General features: G+C 73.3%; 20 protein-coding genes and 2 pseudogenes. 14 read left to right on the top strand and 8 right to left on the bottom strand.

Features of this window, described 5'->3' with window-relative positions; genetic code table 11:
- Positions 1-33: 33 nt before the first annotated feature.
- Complete coding sequence (locus tag ADL34_RS15250; protein ID WP_062668637.1) at positions 34-1,389, top strand: M14 family zinc carboxypeptidase; 1,356 nt, start codon at positions 34-36, stop codon at positions 1,387-1,389.
- Positions 1,386-1,799 (top strand): SSI family serine proteinase inhibitor, encoded by a 414-nt coding sequence (locus tag ADL34_RS15245; RefSeq protein ID WP_062668572.1) that lies wholly within the window; start codon positions 1,386-1,388, stop codon positions 1,797-1,799. Before ADL34_RS15250 ends, ADL34_RS15245 begins: the two co-directional genes overlap by 4 nt.
- A 54-nt stretch (positions 1,800-1,853) precedes the next feature.
- Here the strand turns inward: ADL34_RS15245 and ADL34_RS15240 are convergent, their stop codons facing one another.
- The 3 genes from ADL34_RS15240 to glgX all read right to left on the bottom strand — a co-directional run bounded on the left by ADL34_RS15240 (position 1,854) and on the right by glgX (position 7,813).
- Positions 1,854-3,104: a M14 family zinc carboxypeptidase gene (locus ADL34_RS15240; RefSeq protein ID WP_062668571.1), complete on the bottom strand. Its 1,251-nt coding sequence runs from the start codon at positions 3,102-3,104 to the stop codon at positions 1,854-1,856.
- A gap of 119 nt (positions 3,105-3,223) precedes the next feature.
- The gene (treY, locus tag ADL34_RS15235) at positions 3,224-5,575 is read right to left on the bottom strand and encodes a malto-oligosyltrehalose synthase (protein WP_079034186.1); all 2,352 of its coding nucleotides are present in this window, start codon (positions 5,573-5,575) and stop codon (positions 3,224-3,226) included.
- A gap of 105 nt (positions 5,576-5,680) precedes the next feature.
- Complete coding sequence (gene glgX / locus ADL34_RS15230) at positions 5,681-7,813, bottom strand: glycogen debranching protein GlgX (protein WP_062668636.1); 2,133 nt, start codon at positions 7,811-7,813, stop codon at positions 5,681-5,683.
- A gap of 183 nt (positions 7,814-7,996) precedes the next feature.
- Between glgX and ADL34_RS15225 the strand changes: the two genes are divergently transcribed.
- The 4 genes from ADL34_RS15225 (at position 7,997) to ADL34_RS15210 (ending at position 12,481) form a co-directional block, all read left to right on the top strand.
- On the top strand, positions 7,997-8,815 hold the full coding sequence (locus tag ADL34_RS15225) for a hypothetical protein (protein WP_062668569.1): 819 nt from the start codon (positions 7,997-7,999) through the stop codon (positions 8,813-8,815).
- Positions 8,816-8,895: 80 nt separating this feature from the next.
- Positions 8,896-10,239 carry a copper amine oxidase gene (locus tag ADL34_RS15220; RefSeq protein ID WP_062668568.1) on the top strand — a complete coding sequence of 448 codons (1,344 nt, stop codon included), beginning with the start codon at positions 8,896-8,898 and terminating at the stop codon, positions 10,237-10,239.
- Between the two features lie 102 nt (positions 10,240-10,341).
- On the top strand, positions 10,342-11,580 hold the full coding sequence (locus ADL34_RS15215; protein WP_062668567.1) for an SAV2148 family HEPN domain-containing protein: 1,239 nt from the start codon (positions 10,342-10,344) through the stop codon (positions 11,578-11,580).
- A 118-nt stretch (positions 11,581-11,698) separates the two neighbouring features.
- Complete coding sequence (locus ADL34_RS15210; protein ID WP_079034185.1) at positions 11,699-12,481, top strand: 3'-5' exonuclease; 783 nt, start codon at positions 11,699-11,701, stop codon at positions 12,479-12,481.
- A 10-nt stretch (positions 12,482-12,491) separates the two neighbouring features.
- On the opposite strand, the gene ADL34_RS15205 is transcribed toward ADL34_RS15210, so the two are convergent.
- Positions 12,492-13,355 (bottom strand): phosphotransferase enzyme family protein, encoded by an 864-nt coding sequence (locus ADL34_RS15205; RefSeq protein ID WP_062668566.1) that lies wholly within the window; start codon positions 13,353-13,355, stop codon positions 12,492-12,494.
- Between the two features lie 167 nt (positions 13,356-13,522).
- On the opposite strand from ADL34_RS15205, the gene ADL34_RS15200 reads away from it, so the two are divergent.
- The 5 genes and pseudogenes from ADL34_RS15200 to mgt all read left to right on the top strand — a co-directional run bounded on the left by ADL34_RS15200 (position 13,523) and on the right by mgt (position 18,882).
- Positions 13,523-14,458: a carbohydrate ABC transporter permease gene (locus ADL34_RS15200; protein WP_062668565.1), complete on the top strand. Its 936-nt coding sequence runs from the start codon at positions 13,523-13,525 to the stop codon at positions 14,456-14,458.
- Complete coding sequence (locus tag ADL34_RS15195; RefSeq protein WP_062668564.1) at positions 14,455-15,288, top strand: carbohydrate ABC transporter permease; 834 nt, start codon at positions 14,455-14,457, stop codon at positions 15,286-15,288. The genes ADL34_RS15200 and ADL34_RS15195 overlap by 4 nt, the downstream gene beginning before the upstream one ends.
- Positions 15,288-16,562: an ABC transporter substrate-binding protein gene (locus tag ADL34_RS15190; RefSeq protein WP_079034184.1), complete on the top strand. Its 1,275-nt coding sequence runs from the start codon at positions 15,288-15,290 to the stop codon at positions 16,560-16,562. Before ADL34_RS15195 ends, ADL34_RS15190 begins: the two co-directional genes overlap by 1 nt.
- 278 nt (positions 16,563-16,840) lie before the next feature.
- Positions 16,841-17,620, top strand: coding sequence for a 23S rRNA (adenine(2058)-N(6))-methyltransferase Erm(V) (gene erm(V), locus ADL34_RS15185; RefSeq protein WP_062668563.1), 780 nt, complete (start codon positions 16,841-16,843; stop codon positions 17,618-17,620).
- 7 nt (positions 17,621-17,627) lie between these two features.
- Positions 17,628-18,882, top strand: a pseudogene (gene mgt / locus ADL34_RS15180) (macrolide-inactivating glycosyltransferase).
- 81 nt (positions 18,883-18,963) lie between these two features.
- Here mgt and ADL34_RS15175 read toward each other — a convergent pair.
- Positions 18,964-21,231, bottom strand: a complete 2,268-nt coding sequence (locus ADL34_RS15175) for an MMPL family transporter (RefSeq protein WP_062668562.1) — start codon at positions 21,229-21,231, stop codon at positions 18,964-18,966.
- 356 nt (positions 21,232-21,587) lie between these two features.
- On the opposite strand from ADL34_RS15175, the gene ADL34_RS15170 reads away from it, so the two are divergent.
- The 3 genes from ADL34_RS15170 to ADL34_RS15160 are packed head-to-tail and all read left to right on the top strand — an operon-like array spanning position 21,588 to position 23,522.
- Positions 21,588-22,136, top strand: a complete 549-nt coding sequence (locus ADL34_RS15170; RefSeq protein WP_062668561.1) for a DUF1697 domain-containing protein — start codon at positions 21,588-21,590, stop codon at positions 22,134-22,136.
- Positions 22,129-22,500, top strand: coding sequence for a DUF4440 domain-containing protein (locus tag ADL34_RS15165; protein ID WP_062668560.1), 372 nt, complete (start codon positions 22,129-22,131; stop codon positions 22,498-22,500). The genes ADL34_RS15170 and ADL34_RS15165 overlap by 8 nt, the downstream gene beginning before the upstream one ends.
- A 2-nt stretch (positions 22,501-22,502) precedes the next feature.
- Positions 22,503-23,522 carry a ketopantoate reductase family protein gene (locus ADL34_RS15160; RefSeq protein ID WP_062668633.1) on the top strand — a complete coding sequence of 340 codons (1,020 nt, stop codon included), beginning with the start codon at positions 22,503-22,505 and terminating at the stop codon, positions 23,520-23,522.
- A 7-nt stretch (positions 23,523-23,529) separates the two neighbouring features.
- On the opposite strand, the gene ADL34_RS15155 is transcribed toward ADL34_RS15160, so the two are convergent.
- The 3 genes and pseudogenes from ADL34_RS15155 to ADL34_RS15145 form a co-directional block, all read right to left on the bottom strand.
- The gene (locus ADL34_RS15155; protein WP_062668559.1) at positions 23,530-24,267 is read right to left on the bottom strand and encodes a sirohydrochlorin chelatase; all 738 of its coding nucleotides are present in this window, start codon (positions 24,265-24,267) and stop codon (positions 23,530-23,532) included.
- Between the two features lie 6 nt (positions 24,268-24,273).
- The gene (locus ADL34_RS15150; protein ID WP_062668558.1) at positions 24,274-25,167 is read right to left on the bottom strand and encodes an ABC transporter permease; all 894 of its coding nucleotides are present in this window, start codon (positions 25,165-25,167) and stop codon (positions 24,274-24,276) included.
- A pseudogene (locus tag ADL34_RS15145) lies at positions 25,154-25,424 on the bottom strand (ABC transporter ATP-binding protein); the annotation flags it as partial. The pseudogene ADL34_RS15145 and the gene ADL34_RS15150, both read right to left, overlap by 14 nt.

The raw sequence follows: 25,424 nt of genomic DNA, 5'->3' as shown, positions 1-25,424 counted from the left end.
GAACCGACGGCACCACATTCGTGGAGGTGTGCCCTGCCGCCCCTCCTGCGTTATCCGACCGTCGACGAGCTCGGGGCGCGAGCGGCCTCGCTCGTCGCCCGCCATCCCCGGCAGGCGCGGTTGCGCCGGGTCGGGACCTCACGCGCCGGTACGCCCCTGTGGCTGCTGTCCGTCGGCCACGGCGGCCGCCAGGCCCTCGTCGTGGCCGGGCCGCACGCCAACGAGCCGGTGGGCGGCGCCACCGTCCTGCGCCTCGCCGAGCGGGTGCTGGCCGACCCCCGGCTGCACGAGGGCGCCGACGCCACGTGGAACCTGCTGCTCTGCCTGGACCCCGACGGCCTGCGCCGCAACGAGGGCTGGCTGCGCGGCCCGTACGCCCTCGGCGACTACTTCCGGCGGTTCTTCCGGCCCGGCTTCCTGGAGCAGCCCGAGTGGCTGCCCGACGGCGAGGACGCCGTGACGCTGCCCGAGACCCGCACCCTGCTCGCGCTCCAGGACGAGCTGCGGCCCTTCCTGCAGTGCTCGCTGCACGGCGTCGACGTCGGCGGCGGCTTCGTCGAGCTGACCCACGACCTGCCCGGCCTCGCCCAGCGCGTCGCGCACAGCGCCGCCCGCCTGGGCATCCCGCGCGAGCTCGGGCCGTACGACACCCTGTACTGGCCGGAGCTGGGTCCCGCCGTCTACCGCATCCCGCGGCCCCGACGCGGAGACCTGGCCGCCGCCATCACCGAGGCGGCCGTGGAGTCGACCTGGTTCCACCCGCATCGGTACGGCACCGTCACGGCGGTCGTCGAGGCCCCCATGTGGGGGGTGGCGGCGGTGGAGGACGGCGCCGCGCCCACCGACGAGGAAACGGTTTTGCGCAGGGTGAGCCACACCTTGCGCGACGACACCCGGGTCCTGGAACGGCTTCTGGAGCGCCTGCGCCCCCATCTGCCGGCCGGCCCCGAGACGGCCCGGCTGCTCGCCCCGGTCGACGACTATTTACTGGTCTGCCCGGGCCTCGCCGACACCTGGGACCCCGATGTCCAGGACCCCGTGGGCACCCACCCGCTGCCCCTGCTGAGCACCGCCCATCTGGCCGCCCTGCGCATCGCCGGACGGCGGCTCGCCCTGCGCACCGCCGGACTGCTGCACCAGCTCGTCACCGGCGCCGGCCGCGACCCGGCGGGCGTGCTGCCCGAGCTGGAGAGGTGGCTCGACGCCTGGTGCGACGACTACCGCGACGGGTGCGGGGCCCGCTGGATCCCGGTCGCCCGCCAGGTCGAGTACCAGTCGCGCGTGGTGCTCTCGGCGTTTGAACTCGCCCACCGGCACGCGTCCGGACGATCCCGTTCGGGTGAGTCGGGCTGGAACACCGGGGCCACCGTGCCGATGCATCGGGAATGACCCGACGCACCACACTCGCACGAGGCGGCCTCCTCGCGGCCGCCGCCGCCCTGGTCCTCGGCGCCGCCGCACCCCACGCGACGGCCCGGCAGGCGGACTCCGGCAACTGGCTCTTCGTCACCGTCACCCAGGGCGACGGCCGGCACGGCGAACGCCCCGGCCGGCTCCTGCTCTGCGACCCGCCGCAGGGCCACGCCGAGGCGGCCGAGGCCTGCGCGCAGCTGGACGCGGTGGACGGCGACATCCGCAGGCTCGAACGGCGCGACACCTACTGCCCCATGGTCTACGCGCCCGTCACCGCCCACGCGCGGGGCGAGTGGAACGGCCACCCGGTCGACTACCGCGAGACCTTCGCCAACGGGTGCGGCCTGAAGGCGCGCACCGGCGCCGTCTTCGCCGTCGAGGACTGACCGCACGGCCCGCACGGCCCGCACGCCCGCACGGCACGCGCGTGTACCGGCGGCTCAGTCCGACCGGTCGCGCGCGTGCAGCGCCGCCGCGAACACCGTGCGGGACTGGTGCTCGACCTGGTGCTCCAACGGCACCCAGCGGGCCCGGAACCGCTCGGCGAACGCCTCGCTCCAGGCCGCCACCAGCTGGTCCAGACGCTGGGCCCCCCGGTCGTCGGCCTCCCGCAGCACCCGCAGCAGCATCGCCGCCGCCCGCAGCGGCAGCCGCCGCCCGAACGCGTCCACGCTCCCGATGTACGCCATGGTGCCGTCGGCGGGCGGGGTGCGCGTCCAGTCCGCCGCGAGCCCCGGCACCAGCTCCAGCGCCCACCGCGCCGCCCGCAGCAGCGGGCCGTCGACGCCCGTCAGCCGGGGGTGCGCCTGCGCCAGGACCAGCTCCACCTCCAGCGCGTCCCGCAGCAGCCGGGCCGCCAGCCGCCGCATCGCCCGGTCCGGCGCCGGATGCGGGGCCGGGTCGTCCACCAGGTCGCTGGCCCACATCGGCACCTCCACCACCGCCGTCAGCCCGCCGTAACGGTGCACGTGGTACCAGGTGCTGCTGCGCGCGTCGTCCGGCATGCTCGGATACGCCGCCCGCGCGCCCGGCGCCGGCATCACGTGCACCCCCGGACCGGACGCCGGCCAGCCCACCGCGTCCGACGCGCCGGTCTCCACCGGGATGTGCAGCTGCGCCGCCGACTTCGCGAACGGCTCGGCGAGGCCGGGGACGTCCCGGGTCAGCTGCACCCAGCTGCCGCCCAGGTCGGTGCCGTGCAGGGTCACCTGGAGGTACGGCCGCAGCTCGTCGATGACCGCCGTCAGCGCCCGGGTCTCGGGCGGCAGCCGGCCGGGCGGCAGCGTCGCCGGCGCCCACTCCGGCTGCTCCGGGGCGGCGGGCCGGAAGAACCCGCGGTGGTAGTCGTACAGGCTGCGCGGGGCCGGGGTGACGTGCAGGCTCGCCCCGTCGGGGTCCGCGCACAGCAGGAGGTGCCAGGACACGTCCGCCCGCAACTCGCGCTCCAGGAGCACCCGTTCGGCGATCGCCAGCAGCGCGGGACCGCCGGAGGGCTCGTTGGCGTGGGCGCCCGCGACCACCAGGACGGCCCGTGCGGCATGGCCGATCGACAGCAGGTGCAGGGGCCTGCCGGCCCGGGAGACCCCCACCTGCCGCAGCGTGCACAGCGCGGGGCGGTGGGCGGCCAGCGAGCGGGCCGACCGCACCAGCTCGGCGGGTGTGGGGTAGCGCAGCTCCGTCAGGGAACTCACCCCCGTCACGTCCGCCCGGCGTCGCCTTCCGCAGTACCCCACGGTCTCGTTGAGCTGTCAAGGAGCACACGGGGAGCCCGCCGGGGGCGCCCGGAGGCACCACCGGCCGGCGTCGCCCCTCACTCCCCGGCGCGTTCCAGCAACGCCACCGGCAGCCGCTCGAGGAGCTGCTCGACGCGCGCGTGCCCGGTGTACTCCCGCTCAGGGTCCAGCACGTCGACCCAGCGGCCCGGCGGCAGCGCGAGCTTGGTGTCCCGCCAGCCGCCGTCCCGCGCCAGCCGCAGCGACAGCCGGGTGACGGCGGTCAGCACCTCGCCCGACCGCACGAACGCCACGCAGTGCCCGGCCGCCGGGCCCTCGGCGACGAGCGGCTCGTACGACGCCGCGTCGCCGAACAGCTCCGGGCGCCGCCTGCGCAGCCGCAGCGCCGCCGCCGTCACCGCGCCCTTGTCGCCCGGATCGGCCGGCGGGAAGGCCACGGCCCGGCGGTTGTCCGGGTCCACCAGCGCCCGGTACTCGGCCTCCGTGCCCTGGTAGACGTCCGGCACGCCCGGCATCGTCAGCTGCGTCAGGGCCATGCCGAGCACATTGGCCCGGACGTGGGGCTCCAGGCCGCGCCGGAAGGCCGTCACACGCTCGCCGGGCACCCCGCACGGCCCCGCGGCCACGAACGCGGCCACCGCCTCCTCGTACGGCGGCTCCTGCTCCGTCCAGCTGGTGAACAGGCCCGCCTCCCGGACGTGCTTGAGCAGGGCACCCTGGACGCGGTCGGCGTCCGCCCCGCCCAGCCCGAACACCGTCTGCCAGGCCGCCCACGCCAGCTGCGCGTCCGGGACGCCCTCGCCGTCCCGGGTCACCTCCGCCACGACGTCCGCCCAGTCCCGGGGGCACTCGGTGAGCACGGCCAGCGCGGCCCGCACGTCGGCGCTGCGCTTGGTGTCGTGCGTGGACACCACCGTCCCCGTCAGCGGCCAGTCGCGCTGCACGCGCGCGCAGTACGCGTGGAACCGGTCCGGCGACACGGAGGGGCTGCCCGGGTCGCCACCCACCTCCGTCGCCGACAGCAGCGCCACATGCCGGTAGAACGCGGTGTCCTCCACCGACTTGGCCCGCAGTGCCGACGACGTCTGCGCGAACCGCGTCCGGAACTCCACGGCGGCCGGCCCGTCCCCGGCCCGCCCGAGCACCAGGTCGCGGACCACGTCCACGGCGCCCGCCTCCTCGGGCACGGCGAAGGCCCGCCGCGCGTCGGCGGCGGCCTCCTCGGTGAGCACGAGGGAGGCGTCGGCCGAGGCGTACGGGCGGTAGACGTCCATCCGGACCAGCAGCTCCTGCAGGGCGGTGCGCAGCGCCCAGGGCGCCCGGTCGCGCAGCGCCGGGTCCGGGGAGGTGTCGCAGACCCGGTGCGCAGCCCGCGTCAGCCGGTCGACCTCCGCGGCCAGCTCATGGGTGAGCACCTTGTACCCGGCCCGCCGCACCGTGGCGTCCCAGTCGCCGCCCCGGTCGGTCTGCGGAGCCGCGAACCGCCGGTAGGCACCCAGCAGTTCCCCGTACCCGCCCGGGTCGGTGAACAGGCCGTCGACGTGACGCAGGGCGTCGTAGCCGGTGGTGCCGGCGACCGGCCAGGCGGCCGGCAGATGCTCCCGGTCGGACAGGATCTTCTCCACGACGGTCCAGCGCCCGCCGGTCGCCTCGTGCAGCCGCCGCAGATACCCGTCGGGGTCGGCGAGACCGTCCGGGTGGTCGACGCGCAGCCCGTCCACCACGCCCTCGTGCAGCAGCTGGAGGATCTTGGCATGGGTGGCCTCGAACACCTCGGGGTCCTCCACCCGCACCCCGATCAGCTCCGAGATGGAGAAGAACCGCCGGTAGTTCAGTTCGGTCCGGGCCAGCCGCCACCACGCCAGCCGGTACCACTGGGCGTCGAGCAGCCGGGGCAGCGGCAGGTCTCCGGTGCCCTCCCGGAGCGGGAACACATGGTCGTGGTAGCGCAGGACGTCGCCGTCCACCACGAGATCGTCCAGCACCTGCCCGAGCGGGCCGCCGAGCACCGGGAGCAGCACCCGGCCGTCCTGCGCCTCCCAGTCGATGTCGAACCAGCGCGCGTAGCGGGACGCGGAGCCCTCGCGCAGCACCTCCCACAGGGCGCGGTTGTGGCGCGGGGCCATCGCCATGTGGTTCGGCACGATGTCCAGCACCAGGCCGAGGCCGTGCTCCCGGGCGGTGCGCGACAGGGCGCGCAGCCCGTCCTCGCCGCCCAGCTCCTCGCGCACGCGCGCGTGGTCCACGACGTCGTAGCCGTGCCCCGACCCCGGAACCGCCTCCAGGACGGGGGACAGGTGCAGATGCGAGACGCCGAGCGAGGACAGGTACGGCACGGCCTCGGCCGCGGCCGAGAAGGGGAACGAGGGCTGCAGCTGCAGCCGGTAGGTGGCGGTCGGCACCATCGGTTCGGGTCGCTCAGGTGTCATGCAGAGCTACGTACCCCTCTGGCCGCCCTTCGTGTCATCCCCGGCCGCCACGTGGGCCCACGCGCGGGTGCAGCCCGGCCGCACCGGACCGCACCCGCGCCCCGCCTACACCGGCCGCTGGAGCACCGTCAGGCTGCGGTCCACGAGCGTCAGCCGCTCCCCGGCCTGCACCTTGGGCCCGGTGCCGGGCGGCACCCCGTCCGGGCGGGCGGTGTCCACCACCACCTGCCACTGCCGGCCGTGGTCGACCGGCACGACGAAGTCCAGCGTCTTCGGGGAGGCGTTGAACATCAGCAGGAACGAGTCGTCCGCGATCCGCTCCCCGCGCGGTCCGGGCTCGGAGATCGCGTTCCCGTTGAGGAACACCGTCAGCGCCGACGCCTGCGCCCGGTCCCAGTCCCGCTGGGCCATCTCCTTGCCCTCCGGGGTGAACCAGGCGATGTCCGACAGGTCGTCGTGGGTGCCCTCCACGGGCCGCCCGTGGAAGAAGCGGCGCCTGCGGAACACCGGGTGCTCGCGGCGCATGCCCACCATCGCGCGCGTGAAGGCGAGCAGCTCCCGCGCCGGGCCGTCCTCCTCTTCCGCGCCGGGCCCCGGCCACCGCACCCAGGACAGCTCGCTGTCCTGGCAGTAGGCGTTGTTGTTGCCGCGCTGGGTGCGGGCGAACTCGTCGCCGTGACTGATCATCGGCACGCCCTGGGACAGCATGAGCGTGGCGATGAAGTTGCGCATCTGCCGGGCCCGCAGCGCCAGCACGTCCGGGTCGTCGGTCTCGCCCTCGGCGCCGCAGTTCCAGGACCGGTTGTGGCTCTCGCCGTCGCGGTTGTCCTCGCCGTTGGCGTCGTTGTGCTTCTCGTTGTACGCCACGAGGTCGTGCAGGGTGAAGCCGTCGTGGCAGGTCACGAAGTTGATGGAGGCCAGCGGGCGGCGCCCGTCGTCCTGGTACAGGTCCGAGGAACCGGTCAGCCGGGAGGCGAACTCCGCGAGCGTGCGCGGCTCGCCCCGCCACAGGTCCCGCACGGTGTCGCGGTACTTGCCGTTCCACTCGGTCCACAGCGGCGGGAAGTTGCCCACCTGGTAGCCGCCCTCGCCGACGTCCCAGGGCTCCGCGATCAGCTTCACCTGGGAGACCACCGGGTCCTGCTGCACCAGGTCGAAGAACGACGACAGCCGGTCCACCTCGTGGAACTGGCGTGCGAGCGTCGCCGCTAGGTCGAAGCGGAAGCCGTCGACGTGCATCTCGGTGACCCAGTACCGCAGCGAGTCCATGATCAGCTGGAGCACGTGCGGGGACCGCATGAGCAGCGAGTTCCCGGTGCCGGTGGTGTCCATGTAGTACCGCGGGTCGTCCGTCAGCCGGTAGTACTGGGGGTTGTCCAGGCCGCGGAACGACAGCGTCGGCCCCAGGTGGTTCCCCTCCGCCGTGTGGTTGTAGACGACGTCGAGGATGACCTCGATACCGGCCTCGTGCAGCGCCCGCACCGCCGACTTGAACTCCAGGACCTGCTGGCCGCGGTCGCCCCAGGAGGCGTACGCGTTGTGCGGGGCGAAGAAGCCGATCGTGTTGTAGCCCCAGTAGTTGTTCAGGCCCATGTCGACCAGCCGGTGGTCGTTCACGAACTGGTGGACCGGCATCAGCTCCAGCGCCGTCACGCCCAGCTCGGTCAGGTGCTCGATCAGCGCCGGGTGCGCGAGGCCCGCGTAGGTGCCGCGCAGCTCCTCCGGCAGCCCCGGATGGCGCATCGTCAGGCCCTTCACATGGGCCTCGTAGATCACCGTGTGGTGGTACTCGGTACGCGGGCGCCGGTCGTCGCCCCAGTCGAAGTACGGGTTCACCACGACGGACGACATCGTCTGCGGCGCCGAGTCGAGGTCGTTGCGCCGGTCGGGTTCGCCGAAGTGGTAGCCGTAGACCTCCTCGCCCCAGCGGATCGAGCCGCTGACCGCCTTCGCGTACGGGTCGAGGAGCAGCTTGGCCGAGTTGCAGCGCAGCCCCCGCTCCGGGGCGTACGGACCGTGCACCCGGAATCCGTACCGCTGCCCCGGCATGACGCCCGGCACGTACGCGTGGCGTACGAAGGCGTCGCTCTCCCGCAGTTCCACCGCCGTCTCCGAGCCGTCGTCGTGCAGCAGACACAGCTCTACTCGGTCCGCGGCCTCCGTGAAGACCGCGAAATTGGTCCCGGCGCCGTCGTACGTGGCACCGAGTGGATATGCCTCTCCAGGCCAGACCTGCATGGACACGACTCTTTCAGCTCGACCCCGCCGTCGGGGGCGCCTTGACGTCGAGTCTCCCCGAAAGTGAGGGAACCACCCCCGCCTTACGTCCCTCTTACCGGTCGACCAGTGCATACACCCGTATGCCGAAACGTGTGGGGCAATCACATACTCCCGATGACCTGGGGGAGTAGGGGGAAAGACGTGCGCGACATAGTGCGCCGCCATCTGGGAAAGGTGGTGGCCGGTACGGCCGTCGCGGTGGCGGGGACCGCCGTGATGGTCGGGATCACCCTGCCGGGTACGGCGGGTGCCGGTGAACAGGGGAACACCACGGGGCAGGCGGCGGCCGGGCAACAGGGGGCCGCGGGACAGGGCGCGGGCGCTGTGGCGCCGGGCGTCGTGGAGGAGGCCCCGGAGGAGGGCGACAAGGGCGTCGGCGACGACCCGCTGACCGACGACGAGACCGAGCGTGCCGCCCAGCTCGCGGCGAGCGCGCAGCTGCGCACCGCCGGGGAGAACGTGGCCGGGGACCGCGGCGCCCAGCGCCTCGGCGTCGAGCTCGCCGAACCGGACGGCGGCGCGACGGACCGCGCGGGCGGGCCGCGCCGGGCCGAGGTGTCGTTCTACGACTACAAGACGGACGCGCTCGTCACCCGGACCGTCGACCTCGGCACCGGCAAGGTCGAGCGGACCGTCACCGAGCACGGCGTCCAGCCGCCCCTGAGCCGGGCCGAGTACGCCGAGGCCGCGAAGCTGCTCATCGCCCACCCGCTGGGCGCGGGCATGAAGGCGGACTACAAGGACGCCACCGGCAAGGCGCTCACCTCGCCGGACCAGCTGCTGCTCAACGGCGCCGTGTACCGGGCCACGCCGGGCGGCCAGCCCGCCGCTCTCGACCGGTGCGGCGAGCACCGCTGCGTGCGGCTGTTCCCGAAGGTGAAGAACGGGCCCTGGATCGACGCCCGGTCCTTCGTCATCGACCTGAGCGCCCGCCAGGTCGCCCGCCTCGGCAGCCGCTGAGACCCGCTCCGCCGCTCCACCGGGCCCGACCCGCCCGGACACCACGTACTCGCATCTCCTGCAAGAGGAGTCACCTCGTCATGCGTGCAAACAGTTCGACCAGCGGTTCCCGCCCGAGGAGAGGGGCCCGGGCCCGCAGGAGCGCCGCCGTCGGCGTGTCCCTGGCCGCCCTGGCCGCCGGCGCCACGACCGGCGCGTCCACCGCCACCGCCCAGCCGCGGGCCGCCGCCGCGGCGGCCGCCGACTGCAGCGCCGCCTACCGCATCGAGCAGAAGCTCAGCAGCGGCACCACGTGGCGCATGTGCTGGCGCTACGACGGCAAGGCCGGTCTGGTCCTGGAGAAGATCTCCTACCAGCCCAAGGGCGAGACCAAGCCCATCAAGGTGCTCAACAGCGCCCGGCTCGGCCAGATCCACGTCCCGTACGACGACGGCAGCGTCGAGTACGACGACCTGACGGGCTTCGGCTTCGCCCAGGGCCTGATGCCCCTGAAGGCCACCGAGTGCCCGGGCGGCACGATCAAGACAGTCAAGGTCCCCGAGGCGTGGGACCCGCAGAACCCGAACGTCAAGGGTCTGTGCACCACGACCCGTTCACGGGGCCACGCCTACCGGATGCAGGGCGACACCGCGAACAAGGTCTACCAGGCGCAGGGCAAGGACCTGCTCGTGTACACGGTCAACCAGGTCGGCTGGTACGAGTACATGACCGAGTGGCGCTTCCAGGACGACGGCACGGTCACCATGAACGTCGGCGCCACCGGCAGCCTGTCCTACGACGACTACGACGCCGGGGACGGCCGGGGCTGGCCCATCGGCAAGGGCGACCGCGCCAAGGCCACCAGCCACAGCCACAACGTCTTCTGGCGCCTCGACTTCGCCCTGGACGGCTCCACCAAGAACCGCGTCGAGCAGTACGACTCGACGGTGACGGCACCCGCCTCCGGCGACCGCGCGCCGAAGACGAGGACGAGCGTCACCAAGGTCGCCAAGGAACTCGCCGGCGACGCCAAGGCGTACCGCTGGTGGCGGATGGTCAGCGCCACCGGCAAGAACAAGGACGGCCACGCCCGTTCGTACGAGATCGTCCCCGGCGTCAGCACCAAGTACCCGGGCCGCGCGTACACCAAGCACGACCTGTACGTCACCGAGTACGCCGCATGCGAGAAGTTCGCGACCCACAACCCCGGTTGCGGCAACGGGTACCCCAAGTCCGTGGACAAGTGGGTGGGCGGGCAGGCCCTCAAGCACCCGATCACCTGGATGAACGTCGGCTTCCACCACATCGCCCGCGACGAGGACCAGCAGCCGATGCCGGTCCACTGGCAGGGATTCTCCATCGTGCCGCGCGACGTGACGGCCATGAACCCGCTCACGCCGAGCGAGCTCGCATGGCAGAACGGCCACTGGCAGCCGCGCAGTTGAGAAACGACCTGTCCATCCGGCTGCACCGCCCGCCGCTCCCGGAGTACCCTTCCTTGATCGTTGGGACGGGGAGTGCTCGGGGGAGCGGAAGGCGGTGCGCGGGTGGGCTCGGGAGGGCTGGAGTTGCCCCCTGGTGACGAGGGTCACGAGGGGAACTCCCCGGACGTCCCGCCCGGCACGGTGTCCCTGGCCCGGCCGATGGAGACCAGCTCCATCGGCCCGGAGCTGGACTGGGACCCCGAGGCCTGGCGCGAGGTGCGCACCCGCGCCCAGCGGGCCGGACGCGCCTACATCTGGCTGAACCTCGTCGAACAGCGGCTGCGGGCCGTCGTGGCCGCCGTGCTGCGGCCCGTCTACGAACCCGTCCACGGCGACGACTGGGTGGTGGCCGCCGCAGGGCCGGCCGGCCAGGAGTGGGTCCAGCGCGCGGTCGCCGTACGGGAGGTCAGCCGCCGCAAGGGCTATCTGCTCGACCCGGCCGACGACAACGTCCTCAGCTTCCTCACGCTGCCCCAGCTGCGCGAGCTGATGGTGCAGCACTGGCCGTGCTTCGAGCCGTACCTCGACGACCGCCGGGACGTCGAACTCGCCCTGGACGAGCTCGAGGTGACCCGCAACGTGGTCTCGCGCAACCGCGCCCTGTCCGAGGCCGTCCTCAACCAGGCCGAACGGGCCTCCGCCCGCCTCCTGGAGGCGCTCGGCACGGGCGGGGACGTGCCGTCGGCCCGCCGGCTGCCCATCGACGCCGTCGAGGACCTGGTCGGCGACCGCTACTCCGACGTCGTCGCGGTGCACTCCGACCGGGTGCGGCTGCTGCGCCGGTTCCCCGCCGAGGACATCTTCGGCGGAGCCCGCCGGCTCGACGCCCTCGGCATCGGCCTCAACCTGCTGGTGCAGAACTTCTCCGGGCGCCGGCTGGTCCGGCTCGCGGAGGCGGGCTGCCGGGTGCGGCTGCTGTTCCTCAACCCGGCCTCCAGCGCGGTCAAGCGGCGCGAGCGGGAACTGGGCATCAAGCGCGGCGAGCTGAGCCGCGCGGTGGAGATGAACATCCTGCACATGCGCCGGGTGCGGTCACGGCTGCGCGACCCGGGCGCCTTCGAGATCCAGGTCTTCGACGAGACGCCCCGCTTCACGGCCTACCTCGTGGACGGCGACGGCGCCGACGGCATCGCGGTCGTCCAGAACTACCTGCGGCGCACACGCGGCATGGAGGCGCCGGTCCTGGTGCTGCGCAACGGCAGCAGGGTCGTCAAGTCGGACGAGATCGACGAGGGCGGGCTCTTCCCCACCTACCGCGAGGAGTTCGAGGTCATGTGGGCGGATTCGCGCCCCGTGTCCTGAACTGTCCCGCAGGGCGAGAAGTGTCCCACCGGGCAAGCGGAACGCGGTCCTCGGGTTGTCAGTGGCCCATGGGAAGGTGGAGACCACTGGGGGACGCACCACAAGAAGGGGGACCGCCATGGGCTGGCACCGTGAGCTGCTGATCGGCTTCGACCTGGAGACGACCGGGACCGATCCGCGCGAGGCGCGCATCGTCACGGCCGCCGTCGTCGAGGTCAGGGACGGCGAGCTCCTGGGGCACCGGCAGTGGCTGGCCGACCCGGGCGTCCCGATCCCGGCGGAGGCGGTCGCCGTCCACGGCGTCAGCAACGAGCGCGCGGCCGCCGAGGGCCGCCCCGCCGACCAGGTCGCCGACGCCCTCGCCGACGTCCTGGTGGCGTACTGGAAGACGGGCGTCCCGGTCGTCGCCTACAACGCGGCCTTCGATCTGAGCCTGCTCTCCGCCGAGCTGCGCCGGCACGGCCTGCCGTCGCTGCGCGAGCGCCTCGGCGGCCTCGACCCGGCCCCCGTCGTCGACCCGTACACCATCGACCGCCGGGTCGACCGCTACCGCCGCGGCAAGCGCAACCTCGAAGCGGTCTGCCGGGAGTACGGCGTGGAGCTCGCCTCCGCCCACGACGCCTTCGCCGACGCGCTCGCCGCCGCCCGCCTGGCGGGCGCGATAGCCGCCCGCCACCCCAAGATCGCGTCCCTCGGGCCGGCGGAGCTGCACCGCCGCCAGATCGAGTGGTACGCCGAGTGGGCGGCGGACTTCCAGAGCTTCCTGCGCGGCAAGGGCGACCCGACGGCGGTCGTCGACGGCACCTGGCCGGTCCGGGAGCCGGAAACCCCGGCGGCGGGCCCGGCCGCGGCCGCCCGCCCGGTGCCCGGCGAGGTCCAGATCCCGGCGGACCGGTCCTGAGAGCCCCACGTCAGAACGGGTACCAGCGCACCGTCTCGTCCCCGTCCCGCAGGGACGCCACCCGCCGCCGGAACTCCTCCAGTGCCTTCGGGTTGCCCGGCGCGTGCTGCGCCACCCACGCGCAGCTCGCCGTCTCCCGCGCCCCGCGCAGCACCGCGCACCCGTCCCAGGCGCGCACGTCCCAGCCGTACGTCTCCACGAACGCCTCGTAGGCCGCCGCGGGCAGTCCGTACCGGTCGCGGGAGAGCGCCATGACCACCAGGTCGTGCTCGCGCAGATCGGCGGAGAACGTCTCCAGGTCGACCAGGACCGGCCCGTCCGGGCCCACGTGCACATTGCGCGGCAGCGCGTCCCCGTGGATCGGCCCCGGCGTCAGACGGGGCGTCAGGCGCGCGGCGGCCTCGGCGAAGCCGTCCCGGCGCTCCCGCAGGTACGCGGCGTCCGCCGGATCGATCGCGTCGCCCGCCAGCCGCAGCCAGCGCTCCACGCCGCCCAGCAGCTCACGCGGCGGCAGGGCGAACGGCGGCGCCGGCAGGGCGTGCACGGTCCGCAGCAGCGCGGCCAGGTCCCGGGGCTCGGCCGGCCGTACCGCGTCCGGAAGTCGGTGCCACACCGTCACCGGGTGCCCGTCCACCAGCAGCGCCTCGGCGGAGGCGGCACGGACGGCGGGGACCCCGGCCTCCGCGAGCCACACCGCGATCCTCAGCTCGCGCCGCGCCCGCTCCAGCAACTCGGCGTCCCGGCCCACCTTGACGACCAGGTCACCGGCGGCGAACACCGCGTTCTCCCCGAGGGACAGCAGCCGCGCGTCCCCGGCCGGGGCGGGCAGGACCCCCGCCGCCGCCAGCACCTCGCGCGCCCGTGCCTCGTCCATCGCCCGCCTCCCTGGGTCGTACGCCTTCGCGAACGGCGGGCGCATTCCCGCCATTCGCGCCCAGTCTCGCATTTCCACAGGTCGGCCGCGTGCGGGCGGTCTTGACGGGGTACGGCGCCTTCACGACCATGACGAGGCCGTCCTAGCCGTGCGAAGGGGCTGATGCCGTGACCTCGGTGACCGAGGCCGAGAGGCCGGCCGCCCGCGCGCCCCGCCCCGGCGGCGACGGGCGCGTCACGGACCGCGGCGCCTGGTTCCTGGTGCTGCCCGCGCTCATCCCCATCCTGATCCTCAGCGTCGGCCCGCTGCTGTACGGCATCCTGCTGTCCTTCACCGACGCCCAGTCCGGACGCACCGAGGCCACCCGGTGGATCGGCGGGCTCAACTTCCAGGACCTGCTGCACGACACGCTGTTCTGGGAGTCGTTCCGCATCGGCCTGGTCTGGGCGGTCGCCGTCACCGTGCCGCAGTTCCTGCTGGCCCTCGGCCTCGCCCTGCTGCTCAACCAGGACCTGCGGCTGCGCTGGCTGGCCCGCGCCCTCGCGATCGTCCCGTGGGCCATGCCCGAGGTCGTCGTCGGCGTCATGTGGCGGCTGGTCTACGCCCCCGACGCCGGCATCCTCAACGAGACCCTGCGCGACCTGGGCCTCGGCGACGGCCGGGACTGGCTGAGCGGACTCGGCACGGCCCTGCCCGCCGTGGTCGTGGTCGGCGTCTGGGCCGGGATGCCCACCACCACGGTGGCCCTGCTCGCCGGTCTGCAGAACACCCCGCGCGAACTGCACGAGGCGGCCGCCGTCGACGGCGCCGGCGCCTGGCGCCGCTTCCGCACGGTCACCTGGCCCGCGCTGAGACCGGTGGCCCTGTCCATCACCGCGCTCAACCTGATCTGGAACTTCAACTCCTTCGCCCTGGTCTACGTCCTCACCAGCGGAGGACCCGGCGGCCGCACCCGGCTGCCGATGCTCTTCGCGTACGAAGAGGCGTTCCGGTACGGGCAGTTCGGCTACGCGGCGGCGATGGGATGTGTGATGGTCGCGGCGGTCTCGGTCCTGCTCGCGGTCCTCCTGGCGGGCCGGCTCCGGGGCGGTGACACGGCATGAGGACCAGCCGGACCGGCCGCGCCGGGCAGTACGCCGCCCTGCTCGCCTATCTCGTCTTCCTGGCGTTCCCCTTCCTGTGGCTGGTCTCCACCGCCTTCAAACCCCCACGGGAACTGGCCAGTCTGCACCCCACCTGGATTCCGGAGGACCCGACGCTCGCCAACTTCCGGCAGGCGTTCGACGAACAGCCCCTGCTGGACGCCGCCCTGAACTCCCTGGCCGCAGCCCTCGGCACCGCCGTGATCGCCGTGCTCCTCGCGACCCCGATGGCGTACGTCATGGCGCGCCGCAGGACCCGGCTCGCGCGGGCCGCGATCGGCTGGGTGGTCGTCAGCCAGGCGTTCCCGCTGGTCCTGGTGATCATCCCGCTGTTCCTGGTGCTGAGGAACCTGCGGCTGATCGACTCGATGACGGGGCTGGTCATGGTCTACGTGGTGTGGGCGCTGCCGTTCGCGCTGTGGATGCTCGTCGGCTACGTCCGCGCGGTGCCCCGGGAGCTGGAGGAGGCGGCGGCGGTCGACGGGGCCGGACGGCTGCGGACCCTCGTCTCGGTGACGGCGCCCTTGCTGGCGCCCGGCCTGGTGGCGACGGCCCTGTTCGCGTTCGTCACCGCCTGGAACGAGTTCTTCTTCGCGCTGGTGCTGCTGAAGACCCCGGAGAAGCAGACCCTCCCGGTCGTCCTCACCCACTTCATCGGCGCGGAGGGCGTCGCGGACCTCGGGCCGCTGGCCGCCGCCGCGTTCCTCGCGACACTGCCGTCCCTGGTGGTGTTCGCGCTCATCCAGCGGCGGATCACGGGCGGCATGCTCACCGGGGCGGTGAAGAGCTGATGCGCGCACGACTGCTGTGGCTGCTCGTCCTGGCCCTGCTGGCCGCCGGCTGCGGCGGGGACGGCGACACGGACGGTCCGGTCACCCTGCGCTTCCAGTCACTGGCCTGGCAGGAGGAGTCCGTCCGGGTCAACAAGGAGCTGGTGGCCGAGTGGAACGCCACCCACCCGGACGTCAAGGTCGAATACGTGCAGGGCAGTTGGGACAGCGTCCACGACCAGCTCCTGACCTCCTTCGAGGGCGGCGAGGCACCGGACATCATCCACGACGCCTCCGACGACCTCGCCGACTTCGCCTACGGCGGCTATCTCGCCGACCTGAGCGGCCTGCTCCCCGAACGGCTCACCGAGGACATCCCCCGGCACAGCTGGGAGACGACGACCTTCGGGGACGGCGTCTACGGCGTGCCCTTCCTCCAGGAACCACGGGTGCTCATCGCCAACGCCACCTGGCTCGACGAAGCGGGCGTGCGCATTCCCACCCCCGAACACCCCTGGACCTGGCGGGAGTTCCGGGAGATCACCGACCGGCTGAGCGGCGACGGCCGGTCCGGGGTCGCCTGGCCGCTGAAGGAACCCGTCTCCGTCAGCCTCAACCTGTCGCTGTCCGCCGGCGGCCGGCTCTTCCACCGGGGCGCCGACGGCAAGGTGACCGTGCGCTTCGAGGAGGGCGACGCGGTGATGCCGCGCACGGTCCACGACCAGGTCGCCACCGACGGCAGCGCCGCCCCGAGCACCCTGGGCAGCGGCGGCTCCGACACCCTGCCCGGCTTCTTCGGCGGCCGGTACGCGATGGTGCCGCTGGGCTTCTCCTACCGGCAGCAGATCGTGCAGCAGGCGCCCGAGGGCTTCGACTGGCGGGTCCTGCCCGCCCCGGCCGGCGCCGACGGCCTCACCCAGGGCGTCAGCCCGCAGACGCTGTCCGTCGCCGAGGACAGCCCGCACCGCGAGGAGGCCGCCGCGTTCATCGACTTCCTGCTGCGGCCGAAGAACATGGTGCGGCTGGCGCTCGGCGACTGGATGCTGCCGACCGGCACGCAGGCCCTGAAGGACCCGGCCCTGCACACGACCGAGCACGACTGGGCCACCGGCACCGCCCTCGCCGGCCGGCTGCGCCCGGCGCCCGCCCAGTCCGTGCGCGGCTACCCGGAGTTCAAGGACAAGGTCGCCACCCCGGCCTTCCAGGAGTACTACAGCGGGGCCATCGGCCTCGCCGAGCTGCGCACCCGCCTGGAACGCGACGGCAACCTGGTCCTCGCCCGCTACCAGCGCTGACAAAAATCCCTTTGCGCGCGGCCTGCGCACCTGCCTAGCGTGCGGTCCATGGCAGCGAACAACGCGATCACCCGCACCGGTTTCGGCCGGGGCTGTGCGCACTCCGTACGGATGCGCCGTGGCCCCGGAGCCCTGACCGGCCCGGGGAGCCGCACCGCCCGCTGATCGCTGATCGCTGATCGCGCGCGGACCCGCTGTCCTCCCTTCTTCCTCCTGTCTTCCGGTCAGGGCCTTCGGCTGCCCTTCTCCCTCTCCACGGAAGACAAGGACCGCAGGCCATGGCCCGCCCCAGCCGCGCTTCCCGCGCGCTCTCGCAGAACTTCCTCGCCGACCGCGCCGCCGCCGGACAGCTCGCCCGGCTCGCCGCGCCCCACGGCCGCCCCGTCCCGCTGCTGCTCGAAGTCGGCGCCGGACAAGGCGCGTTGACCGAGCTGCTCGCCCTGCGCTGCCGCACCCTCCTCGCCTACGAGATCGACCCGCGACTCGTCCCCGCCCTGCGCGCGCGCTTCGCGGGCACCCCGCACGTCCGCGTCCTCGGCGAGGACTTCCTGCGCGCGAGGGCGCCGCGCACACCGTTCTCCGTCGCCGGGAACGTGCCCTTCTCGCGTACCGCCGACGTCGTCGACTGGTGTCTGCGGGCCCCGCACCTCACCGACGCCACCCTGCTCACCCAGCTGGAGTACGCCCGCAAGCGCACCGGCGACTACGGCAGCTGGACCCGGCTGACCGTGCTGACCTGGCCCCGGCACGAGTGGCGGCTGGCCGGACGGGTCGGGCGCCACAGCTTCCGGCCCGTGCCCCGGGTGGACGGCGGGATCGTCCGGATCGAGCGACGCCGCACCCCGCTCGTCGCGCCCGGCGCGTACGCGGGCTGGCGGGAACTGGTCGAGCTCGGCTTCTCCGGGGTCGGCGGCTCACTGCACGCCTCGCTGCGGCGGGCCCGGCCGAGGCGGCGGGTGGACGCGGCGTTCCGGGCGGCGGGGCTCGGCCGGGACGTCCTGGTGGGGGAGGTGCCGCCGTGGACCTGGCTGAGGCTGCACGAGGTGCTGGCGTCGTGACCACAGGTTGCACGAGACGTATCGTCTCGTCTATGGTCGGACCCATGACCAGTCCCGCGCACATCGCCATGTTCTCCATCGCCGCCCACGGACACGTGAACCCCAGCCTCGAGGTGATCCGAGAACTCGTGGCGCGCGGGCACCGCGTCACCTACGCCGTTCCGCCGGTCTTCGCAGAGAAGGTCGCCGCGACCGGCGCCGAGCCGAAGTCCTGGACCTCCACGCTGCCCGGTCCCGACGCCGACCCGGAGGCGTGGGGGAGCACCCTGCTGGACAACGTCGAGCCGTTCCTGGCCGACGCGATCCAGGCCCTCCCGCAGCTGATCGAGGCGTACGAGGGCGACGAGCCCGACCTCGTCCTGCACGACATCACCTCCTATCCGGCCCGCGTCCTCGCGCACCGCTGGGGCGTGCCCGCCGTCTCGCTGTCCCCGAACCTCGTCGCCTGGGAGGGCTACGAGGAGGAGATCGCCGAACCCATGTGGGCCGAACCGAAGAAGACGGAGCGCGGGCAGGCGTACTACCGGCGCTTCGAGAACTGGCTCAAGGAGAACGGCGTCGACCTGCACCCCGACCCGTTCGTCGGCCGCCCCGACCGCTCGATCGTCCTCATCCCGCGCGCCCTCCAGCCGAACGCCGACCGGGTCGACGAGCGGGTGTACTCCTTCGTCGGCGCCTGCCAGGGCGACCGCACCACCGAGGGTGGCTGGCAGCGCCCGGCCGGCGCCGAGAAGGTCGCGCTCGTCTCCCTCGGCTCGGCGTTCACCAAGCAGCCGGCGTTCTACCGGGAGTGCGTGCGGGCCTTCGCCGGACTGCCCGGCTGGCACCTGGTGCTCCAGGTCGGCCGGCACGTCGACCCCGCCGAACTCGGGGAGATCCCCCCGAACGTCGAGGTGCGCGACTGGGTCCCGCAGCTGGCGATCCTCAAGCAGGCCGACCTGTTCGTCACCCACGCCGGCGCGGGCGGCAGCCAGGAGGGCCTGGCCACGGCCACCCCGATGATCGCCGTACCGCAGGCCGTGGACCAGTTCGGCAACGCCGACATGCTCCAGGCTCTCGGTGTCGCCCGGCACCTCCCGACCGGGGAGGCCACCGCGGAGGCCCTGCGCGAGACGGCCCTCGCCCTCACCGGCGACCCCGAGGTCGCCCGGCGCCTGAAGGACATCCAGGCCGAGATGGCCCAGGAAGGCGGCACCCGCCGAGCCGCCGACCTGATCGAGACCGAGCTGGACGCCGCCCGTGCGTCCCGCGCCGGGGCATGACGCGGCGAGGGCCCGCCGGCTCCCTGAGGAGTCGGCGGGCCCCGGTGTCCGGACGAACGAACGGGCGGACGGACGGGCGGGTCAGACGGGGACCCGCTCGCCCCGGTCGTCGTGCGACGCGTCCCGCGTCACGGCCTCCGGTGCCTCGTCGTGGGTCAGGTCCGGAAGCCGGTGCAGCCACTTCGGCAGGTACCAGTTGCGCTCGCCCAGCAGCGCCATCACCGCCGGGAGCAGCACGCCCCGGATGATCGTGGCGTCGATCAGGACCGCCGCCGCGAGGCCCACGCCCATCTGCTTCATGGACTGCATCGACAGGGTGCCGAAGATCGCGAAGACGGCGACCATGATGACGGCGGCGCTGGTGACGACGCCGGCCGTGGTGACCACGCCGTGCTGGATGGCGTCCTTCGTCGTCCGGCCGCGCAGCCGCGCCTCACGGATCCGCGAGACCACGAACACGTGGTAGTCCATCGACAGGCCGAACAGGATCACGAAGAGGAACAGCGGCAGCCAGGTGATGATGGCGCCCACGCCCTCCGCGCCCACCAGGGAGGCGCCCCAGCCGTGCTGGAAGACGGCGACCAGGATGCCGTACGCCGCGCCCACCGACAGCAGGTTGAGCACGATCGAGGTGGCGGCGATCGTCAGGGACCGGAAGGACAGCAGCATCAGGCCGAAGGCGAAGATGACGACGAACGCGAAGACCGGGACGACCGCTCCGGCCAGCTGGTCGTTGAAGTCCTTCGACCCCGCGACCTGACCGGTGATCGGTGCCTCGAGGCCGTCGACCTTGCCGAGCGTGGCCGGGCGGACCTCGTCGCGGAGCTTGTCCAGGCTCGCGCCCGCCTTGTCCAGGTCGGAGCCGCCGACCAGCGGGACGTAGACGAAGGCGACGTTCTGCGCGTCGTGCAGCCTGATGTCGACCGGGCCGCGCGAGGCGCCCGAACTGACCGCCTGCTCACGGAAGGCGGCGAGCGCCGACTTCACCTCGGGGGCGTTGATGTCGTCCGCCTTGACGACGACCTCGGCCGGCTCGGAGCCGCCCGGGAAGGCCTCGTTGACCCGGTTGTACGTCTGCACGATCGGCAGCGAGTCGCCGAACTCCTGGTCCAGCGTGAGGTTCTGGGTCTTCATGCCGACGGCGGGCGCGGCGACGGCGAGCAGCGCGCCGGCCGCCACGACCACCGAGACGACCGGGCGGGCCAGCACCGCCTTGAGCACGGCCGACCAGAAGCGGCTCTCCCGGTTCACCCGGCCCTTGTTGCGGCGCAGCCGGCTCTGCGGGTGCAGGAACGGGATCTTGCCCTTCTCGACGCGCCCGCCGAGCAGCGAAAGCAGCGCCGGCAGCACGGTCACCGAGCCGACCATGGCGACCGCCACGACCATCAGCGAGGCCAGCCCCATCGCCTCGAACTCGGCGAGACCGGTGAACAGCATGCCCGCCATCGCCACGCACACCGTGACACCCGAGACGATGATCGCGTGGCCACTCGTGGCGGCGGCGACCCGCAGGGCCGTCCGCGCGTCCCGGCCCGCCTCGCGCTCCTCGCGCTCGCGGCGCAGGTAGAACAGGCAGTAGTCGACGCCGACGGCCAGACCGACCAGCAGCATCACGGAGTTCGCGGTGTCGGACATCGGCATGACGTGGCTGACGAGGCCCATCAGGCCCATCGTCGCCATGATCGCGGTGATGGCCAGCAGTACCGGCAGCAGAGCCGCCACGATCGCGCCGAAGGCGATGAGCAGAATGCCGAGGGCCACCGGAACCGCGGAGTACTCGGCCTTCTGGAAGTCGTCCCCGAACGCGTCGTCGAACGTCTTCATCATGCTGGCGCCGCCGATCTCCTCGATCCGCAGCGACCCGTGGTCCTTCTGCACCTCCTCGACGGCCTTCAGCACGGGCTCGACGCGCTCCCCGGCGGTGTCGGAGTCCCCGCGCATGTCGAACTGCACCAGCGCGCTGCGGCCGTCCTCGGAGAGGGTCTTCGTGTCGTACGGGGACGTCACGTCCCGGACCTCGCCGGTGCCCTCCACGGCCTTCACGACCGCGTCGACCGCATCGCGGAACGCCGGGTCGGTGGCCTTCAGCGACCCGCCCTTCGCCTGGATCAGGACGCTCTCACCGGCCGGCTCCTCGATGCCGGCGTCCTCGATGATCCGCGCGGCGGTGTGCGTCTCCCCCTTGAGCTGGTCGCTGTCCGTCACGTCGACCCGGCCCGCCGCCGAACCGAGGCCCATCGCCAGGGCGACGAACAGCACCCAGATCCCGACGGCGGTCCATCGATGCCGGGCGCTCCAGCCGCCGGCGCGAGCGGCGAGCCCTCGCACTCGCGTCTCCGTGTTCCCCATGAGGGCCTGCCCCCTGTGGTCGCGGCGACGACCCCCTGCCGTCACCTTTCGTCTCTCGACGCTATGGGCCGGGAGGAACGGTCTCGTCGTGCTGCCCGGTGAAGTACGGCGGGCGGACCTCATCCCCTCGTACGCCGGGCCCTCCGCTCAGGGGAGGACGACGGCCCCTTACATCTATCCGGGGCGGTCGGGGGCACCGATCAGGGATCAACTTCCGGGACGAGTGGGGACGACCGGGACGCAGGAGCTTGTGCTTCGTGCTGACCGGTAAGTAACTTACGGTTGCGGCCGTCGTGCCCACCCCCACGGGGCACGACGGCCGTACGAACGCCCGCGCACCGCCATAAGGTGGCCGGATGACGACGACGTACGCGGCGCTGCTGCGCGGAATCAACGTGGGCGGCAGCCGGAAGGTCCCCATGGCCGACCTGCGCACCCTGCTGACCGGCCTCGGACTCGACGGCGTCCGCACCCACCTGCAGAGCGGGCAGGCCGTGTTCACCGCCGCCCGCGGCGACGAGGACTCCCTCGGCGCGGACATCACCCGGGCGATCGAGGAGCGCTTCGGCTTCTCCGTAGAGGTCATCGTCCGCGACCACGCCTATCTGAAGTCGGTGGCCGACGCCTGCCCGTTCCCCGCGGACACGCTGGAGGGCAGACAGCTCCACGTCACCTATTTCTCCGCGCCCGTGGACGCCGCGCGCTTCGCCGAGATCGACCCGGCCGCGTATCTGCCGGAGGAGTTCCGGCTCGGCGACCGCGCGCTGTACCTGTACGTCCCGGACGGCCTCGGCCGCTCCAAGCTCGCCGAGGCCCTGGCGCGCCCCCGGCTCACCAAGGGCCTGATCGCGACCAGCCGCAACTGGAACACCGTCGTGAAACTCGTGGAGATGACCGGTGCCTGACCGCGACCCGGCCGTCCAGGCCGCCATCGAGGGCGAGCTGAGACTGCTCGACCCCGAGGTCCGCCGCTCCCCGGACCTCCTCGGGGCCCTGCTGCACCCGCAGTTCCACGAGTTCGGCTCCTCCGGCCGGCGCTGGGACCGGGTGTCGACGATGGCCCGGCTGCCCCTGGACACCGACCCGCACCGGTACGTCGTCACCTCGCCCATCCAGGGCGTCCGGCTCGCCCCCGACGTCGTCCACCTCGTCTTCGACACCGAACGCGACGGGCTCCGTGCCCACCGCAGCTCGCTGTGGCGGCGGACGGACACCGGCTGGCAGATGTACTTCCACCAAGGAACGCCGTACGGCGGGGAAGAGGCATGAGCGTGCGTTACGTCATCATCGGGGCCGGAGCCGTCGGAGGAGTCGTCGGCGGACGGCTCGCGGAGGCCGGGCACGAGGTCGTCCTCGTGGCGCGCGGCGCCCACCACGACGCCCTACGGGACCACGGCCTGCGGCTCAGGGTCCCCGAGGGCGAACCCACCCTGCACATACCCGTCGTCGACGGCCCGGACGCACTCGGCGAACTGCGCCCCGACGACGTCCTCGTCCTCGCCGTGAAGACCCAGGACACCGAGGCGGCGCTGCGCGCCTGGGGCCCGGCACCGGTCGCCGGCGGCGGTACGGCCGCCGAGCGGCTGCCCCTGGTCTGCGCGCAGAACGGCGTCGAGAGCCAGCGCCTGGCCCTGCGGCTGTTCCGGCGCGTGTACGGCGTCTGCGTCTGGCTGCCCTGCACCTACGTCGAACCGGGCGTGGTCTCCGCCGCCGGCACCCCCCTCACCGGCATCCTGCACCTCGGCCGCCATCCGCACGGCACCGACGAGACCGCCCGCCTCATCGCCGCCGACCTGGAGAAGTCCCACTTCGAGGCGCCGGTCGTGCCCGACGTGGCGCGCTGGCAGTACGCCAAACTGCTGGCCAACCTCGGCAACGCGGTCGAGGCGCTGACCGGGCCCGTCGCCGGCGAGGAGGCGACCGGCCTGCTGCGGCGCGTGCAGGAGGAGGGCGCGGCCGTCCTGGAGGCCGCCGGGATCGCGTACGCGAGCCCCGAGGAGCAGCGGGCCGTCCGCGGCGACAAGGTCACCCTCGTCCCCCTCGACGGCGTCCCGCGCGGCGGCGGCTCCTCGTGGCAGTCCCTCGCCCGGGGCACCGGCACGATCGAGTCCGACTACCTCAACGGCGAGATCGCCCTGCTGGGCCGCCTGCACGGCGTACCGACACCGCTGAACGAACTCCTCCAGCACCTCGCCGGCACCTTCGCGCGCGAGCGCCGGAAGCCGGGGTCGATGCCGGTGGCGGAGCTGGTGCGGCGCGCGGACGAGGCGGCCGCCCGCACCGACGGCTGACCCGGCCTCAGGCGCCGAGCGCCGTCAGCACCGGCCTGCGGGCCGCGTCGTACCGGTGCAGCAGCAGCCGCGCCACCTCGGGCGCCGCCCCCAGCACGTCCGCGAGGACGTCCGCGCCGGCCGCGCCCCGCGCGATCCGGTCCGGCAGCCGGCCCGGCGCCAGCACGTACGGCGCCACGGCCACCCGCGCACAGCCGAGGGCGCGCAGTTCACGGACGGCGTCCTCGGTGCGCGGAAGGGCAGCGGAGGCGAACGCAGGCCGCACGGCGCACCAACCGGTGTGCCGCCACTCCCGCGCGATTTCTGCGATCACTGCGATCGCCTCCGGGTCGGTGGACCCCGCCGAGGCCAGCACGACCCCGGTCGAGGACTTGTCGGCGGGCGTGAGGCCCGCCTCGTACAGCCGCCGCTCCAGGGCCGCGAGGAGCAGCGGCGACGGGCCGAGCACCTCCGCCTGCCGGACGCGCAGCCTGGCGGGCGCCTCCCGCAGCACCGCCGGGATGTCGGCCTTCGCGTGGAAGGCGCGCGTCAGCAGCAGGGGCAGCGCCACGACGTCCCGGACGCCCTCGGCGGCCAGCGACTGAAGCACGCCCCCCACGGACGGCACGTTGAAGTCCAGGAAGCCGGTCTCCACGCGCAGTCCCGGGCGCAGCGCGCGCACCCGCCGGACGAGGGCGTGCACGGTCGCGGCATGCCGAGGGTCTCGGCTGCCGTGGGCGACGACGAGGAGGACCGGCCGGGTCATGGGAGTTCAGCTCCTTGCCAGCAGACCGCGGCCGCGCAGCACCCGGCGCTCCAGCGGACTGAAGATCAGCAGGTCGATGGCGATGCCGACGACCAGGATGAGCAGGATGGCGAAGAAGACCATGGGCATGGAGCTGGTGTTGCGGCCGTTCTCCAGGAGCTGGCCGAGGCCCACGCCCAGGTCGGGGGAGGAGGCGATGATCTCCGCGGCCATCAGCGACCGCCAGGAGAACGCCCAGCCCTGCTTCAGCCCCGCCAGATAGCCGGGCAGCGCCGCCGGCATCACCACGTGCCACGTGCCCTTCAGACCCGTCGCGCCGAGCGTGCGGCCGGCCCGCAGGAACAGCGGCGGGACCTGGTCGACGCCCGAGACCAGCCCGTTGGCGATCGAGGGCACCGCGCCCAGCAGGATCACGGCGAACATCATCCGGTCGTTCAGGCCCAGCCAGATCACGGCGGGCGGCACCCAGGCCACGGACGGCAGCGACTGCAGGCCGGACAGGATCGGGCCGATCGCCGCGCGCACGAACCGCACCCGCGCCACCACGAGCCCGAGCGGGGTGCCGATCGCGAGCGCCAGCAGGAAGCCGAGCAGACCGCGCGAGACCGACGTCCAGATGTACTGGTGGAGGGTGCCCTCCAGCCACGAGGCGCGCAGCTCGTCCCACACGGCGGACGGCGGCGGCAGCTTGGTCGGGTCGTCGGCGATCCCCGAGGACACCAGGAACTGCCAGAACGCCAGCACCAGCAGGACGGCGACGACCGGCGGCAGGACCTTCTGCGTGAGGGTCCGGTGGAACGGCGTGCGGCCGCTGTCCACCGTCTCCAGGGCGTCCAGGCCCGCCTCGAGTCCGGCGAGATCGGTGCCGTCCTTGGCGGCGGTCGTCTCAGTGCTGGCCATGGCGGCGGATCTCCCCACGCAGTTCTTCGGTGATCTCCCGGGACAGCTCGGCGACCTCGGCGTCCTCGATGCGGCGCGGCTGCGGGATGCCGACCGTCCACTCGCGGGCCACGCGGCCGGGACGTGACGAGAGCAGGACGACCCGCTGGGCGAGCTTCACGGCCTCGCGGACGTTGTGCGTCACGAAGAGGACGGAGACGCCGGTCTCCCGCCAGATGCGGGTGAGTTCGTCGTGCAGCACGTCCCGGGTGATGGCG

Origin of the sequence: Streptomyces sp. NRRL WC-3605, assembly GCF_001509795.1 — a bacterium.
In the GTDB taxonomy this organism is placed as follows: domain Bacteria; phylum Actinomycetota; class Actinomycetes; order Streptomycetales; family Streptomycetaceae; genus Streptomyces; species Streptomyces viridochromogenes.
The sequence above is the reverse complement of the archived record's forward strand: the minus strand, read 5'-3'. Positions and strand labels throughout refer to the sequence as shown.

Excerpts from the sequence above, each read along its gene's own strand:
- ADL34_RS15245 (WP_062668572.1), top strand. The coding sequence starts at position 1,386 with ATGACCCGACGCACCACACTCGCACGAGGCGGCCTCCTCGCGGCCGCC.
- treY (WP_079034186.1), bottom strand. The coding sequence starts at position 5,575 with ATGACACCTGAGCGACCCGAACCGATGGTGCCGACCGCCACCTACCGG.
- glgX (WP_062668636.1), bottom strand. The coding sequence starts at position 7,813 with ATGCAGGTCTGGCCTGGAGAGGCATATCCACTCGGTGCCACGTACGAC.
- ADL34_RS15220 (WP_062668568.1), top strand. The coding sequence starts at position 8,896 with ATGCGTGCAAACAGTTCGACCAGCGGTTCCCGCCCGAGGAGAGGGGCC.
- ADL34_RS15210 (WP_079034185.1), top strand. The coding sequence starts at position 11,699 with ATGGGCTGGCACCGTGAGCTGCTGATCGGCTTCGACCTGGAGACGACC.
- ADL34_RS15205 (WP_062668566.1), bottom strand. The coding sequence starts at position 13,355 with ATGGACGAGGCACGGGCGCGCGAGGTGCTGGCGGCGGCGGGGGTCCTG.
- ADL34_RS15195 (WP_062668564.1), top strand. The coding sequence starts at position 14,455 with ATGAGGACCAGCCGGACCGGCCGCGCCGGGCAGTACGCCGCCCTGCTC.
- ADL34_RS15190 (WP_079034184.1), top strand. The coding sequence starts at position 15,288 with ATGCGCGCACGACTGCTGTGGCTGCTCGTCCTGGCCCTGCTGGCCGCC.
- ADL34_RS15175 (WP_062668562.1), bottom strand. The coding sequence starts at position 21,231 with ATGGGGAACACGGAGACGCGAGTGCGAGGGCTCGCCGCTCGCGCCGGC.
- ADL34_RS15170 (WP_062668561.1), top strand. The coding sequence starts at position 21,588 with ATGACGACGACGTACGCGGCGCTGCTGCGCGGAATCAACGTGGGCGGC.
- ADL34_RS15155 (WP_062668559.1), bottom strand. The coding sequence starts at position 24,267 with ATGACCCGGCCGGTCCTCCTCGTCGTCGCCCACGGCAGCCGAGACCCT.
- ADL34_RS15150 (WP_062668558.1), bottom strand. The coding sequence starts at position 25,167 with ATGGCCAGCACTGAGACGACCGCCGCCAAGGACGGCACCGATCTCGCC.